Annotated in this window: 3 protein-coding genes; all 3 read left to right on the top strand. The window is 39.1% G+C overall.

Annotated features, from left to right (window positions below; genetic code table 11):
• The first annotated feature begins 446 nt into the window (after positions 1–446).
• The 3 genes from ACYVR3_RS16075 to mobV all read left to right on the top strand — a co-directional run bounded on the left by ACYVR3_RS16075 (position 447) and on the right by mobV (position 3,043).
• Entirely contained in the window at positions 447–1,403 is a 957-nt protein-coding gene (locus tag ACYVR3_RS16075; protein WP_260213235.1) for a protein rep, read from the top strand.
• Positions 1,404–1,463: 60 nt separating this feature from the next.
• Complete coding sequence (locus ACYVR3_RS16070; RefSeq protein WP_461245011.1) at positions 1,464–1,760, top strand: DUF3892 domain-containing protein; 297 nt, start codon at positions 1,464–1,466, stop codon at positions 1,758–1,760.
• A gap of 197 nt (positions 1,761–1,957) precedes the next feature.
• Positions 1,958–3,043 carry a MobV family relaxase gene (gene mobV / locus ACYVR3_RS16065; protein ID WP_461245010.1) on the top strand — a complete coding sequence of 362 codons (1,086 nt, stop codon included), beginning with the start codon at positions 1,958–1,960 and terminating at the stop codon, positions 3,041–3,043.
• Positions 3,044–3,286: the final 243 nt, after the last annotated feature.

Raw genomic sequence — 3,286 nt, 5'->3', positions numbered from 1 at the left:
AAAGCCAAAGTTTCCTAAACTTTGCTTTCCTGCCTCACGGCGAGTGCGGGGTGAGTTTGAGCGGGAGCTCCCGCTCATTTAGGCGGTCAAGCTGGAACAGCTTGGACTGGGTTCGGGGCGTCAGCGCCCGAGGGCTTAGAAACTGGTCGATTTTGACCAGTTTCTTCTTATCTTGATACTATTAGAAACAACGTCATTTTAAAAAACCGGGATAAACCCTTGACACAACTGGGCTTAGGCGTATTATGAGTTTATAAAATGAATAAAGAAAAAACCCACGTGAGAATTCCTAGTTTGGCGACCCGGAACACGTGAGTTAATCTTGAATATTCGTATTTACTAAACATAGTTTAAAGCTTGAGTTAGTAAGCGTCAAGCCCTTAGTTTTAGTAAATACATAAAAGATTAGCTCTTCTCACGTGGTTGGATGAGAGGAGCTTTTTAGTTTGGCTGATAGAAAAGTTTTAGTTGATCGATCGCAGTCGGGAAAAGTACGACCATGGCGAGAACATAAGTTAGAGAATTTACAGTATGGTGATTATTTACAAATGTTGCACTACAAGAAAGCCCATCGAGTTAAAGAGTGTGGTGAAGTATTACGTTTTGTGGAAGATAAAAATGGTCACAAAAAATTGGCTCAGACTTGGTTTTGCCATTCCCGTTTGTGTCCGTTATGTAATTGGCGGCGGTCAATGAAACAATCTAACCAGTTAACTCAAATTTTGACAGAAGCAGTTAAACAGCGAAAAACGGGTCGGTTCTTGTTTTTAACGTTGACGGTAAAGAATACTACAGGGGATTTGTTGAAGAGTGAATTACGGCAGATGGGACGAGCCATTGCAAAGATCTTTCAGTATAAAAAAGTGGCTAAAAATTTGTTGGGTTATGTACGTTCAACTGAGGTTACCATTAATCACGAAGCGGATCAGCTGATGTATCACCACCATATGCATGTTTTGCTTTTTATGAAATCGAGTTATTTTACAGGAACTGATAATTATATTTCACAAGCAGAATGGACTAGATATTGGCAACGAGCGATGAAATTAGCTTATGTGCCGGTTGTGAATGTTGAGGCAGTTAAACCGAATGTGAATCGCCATAAAAATTCTTTATTGGCTAGTGCGCAAGAGACGGCTAAATATCAAGTGAAATCTAAAGATATTTTGACTAATAATCAAGAACAAGACTTACAAGTGATTGACGATTTAGAACAAGCTTTGGCGGGTTCCCGCCAAATTAGTTATGGTGGTTTGCTGAAAGAAATTCGTAAGCAGTTGCAATTAGAAGACGTTGAAAATGGTGATCTAATTAATACGAATGGTGATGATCAAAAGGTTGACCAAGTGGTACGCGAGATTGTTGCTAAGTGGGACTATCAGCGTAAAAATTACTTTATTTGAATGAGTGCTATATTATATATAAAGACAGGAAATCATTTGTCTGGTGAGGGGAACTCTTTTATGATTTATGCTGATAAGATAAGCTTTAATCGTGGGGACGAAAAGCGTTTGGAAACTATTGTTCGAATTCATTTATTTTCGACTTCTAGTGAGGGAGTTAATGGCTGGTATCACAAAGAGACTATTAACAAGTGGCTTAATGAAAAGCGTTATGTAATTGAAGTTGATGATGATGCTGGCTTGCATCCTGAATTAGTGCCTGTCAATGACGATCATGTTAAGTATGTCCGTTCTAGTAAGGACGACACTGAAGAAGATAACTTGCTTAAACTAGATATCTATTATGAAAAACAATGAGGAATACAAAAAATAATCTTTGATAATCATTGGGAGCGAGAGCGACCTTTGATTATTTTTTTGCCAACGGCAAAAACGGCCTCGCAGAGCCCAAACTTTACAAGGTAAAGTATATTGGGCTATACCTTGCATGGAGGTTTTCCGAATTCTGTGCTATGCTCTAACCAAATTTATCTGTTTGGGAATGGAGTGGTGAAATGAGTTATTTAGTGGCTAATATGCAGAAATTAAAAGCTGATAATTTAGTTGGCTTGGGTAATCATGATCAACGCCGAACGCAACATCACAAAAATACTGATATTGACGTTGACCGTTCTGGCTTAAATTATGATTTAGTTGCTGGTCGGACTAACCATTTCAAAACGGATATTGAGGATTATATTAACGAGCATAAAACCAGTCAGCGAGCGGTAAGAAAAGATGCCGTTTTAGTCAATGAATGGATTATTTCGAGCGATAGTAATTTCTTTGCCGATTTGACGGCGGCTGATACCCGCAAATATTTTGAAACGGCGAAGAATTATTTTGCTGAAAAATTTGGTGAAGAAAATATTCGTTATGCAATTGTTCATCTTGATGAGAGTACGCCACATATGCATATGGGAATTGTGCCCTTTGATGATGAACATAAGTTGTCTGCTAAGCGAGTATTTAATCGCACGGCTTTGCGAGATATTCAAGATCAATTACCGACTTATTTGCAACAGCATGGTTTTAATATTCAACGTGGGGTTCAAGAATCGGAACGTAAAAGTTTAACGGTGCCAGAATATAAAGCTATGCGGGAAGATTTGAAAAAGGCGACGCTTCAAAAACAAGAAATACAAGCTGAACTTGAAGATGCCAGAAAACGCCTTGCTGAACTTAAACCTCGTGATCAGCAGGAAATTGAGAGCAAAACTACTTTTTTAAGCAAGGATAAAGTGGTTGTTAGAAAAAGTGATCTTCATGACTTAGAATCTCGAGCAGCTGTCAGTGATATTTATAATCAACAACAGAACCGTTTAAAACTTGATAATCAAAGCCTAAATTATCAACTGCTTGAAGTTAAAGACAATAATTATGATTTAAGCAAGAAAAATGAGAAGCTCCAAAAATTAGTGGATACGTTACAAGGGATTGTTCGGAGCGTTGACCGGTTCTTACAGCGCAAATTAGGTGTTGGCTTACCAAATGAGTGGCTAGAGCGAGCTGGACTAAAAGAACCGTCTAAAAAAGCCCCTCAGAGGCCACAAGAGCGTTCAGAGGGACAACATGATGAATTAGATGGTCCAAGCCTTTGAATTTGGTCTATGGCTTTAATTTAACCGCTGATGAGTATTGGAGCTGTTTAATGGCCGTCAGTCAACGGTAAATCGAATTAAAGGGACTTACTGCTTTAGCAGTTAGTCCCTTTTTGAGGCTTTAAGGAGTTGATTGACTAACCAAACCCAGACACTGAATTGGCTGAAAGCCAAAGTTTCCTAAACTTTGCTTTCCTGCCTCACGGCGAGTGCGGGGTGAGTTTGAGCGGGAGCTCCCGCTCA

Source organism: Secundilactobacillus muriivasis, from assembly GCF_054785195.1.
Note: the sequence above shows the minus strand (reverse complement) of the source record. Positions and strands in the feature narration are given on the sequence as shown.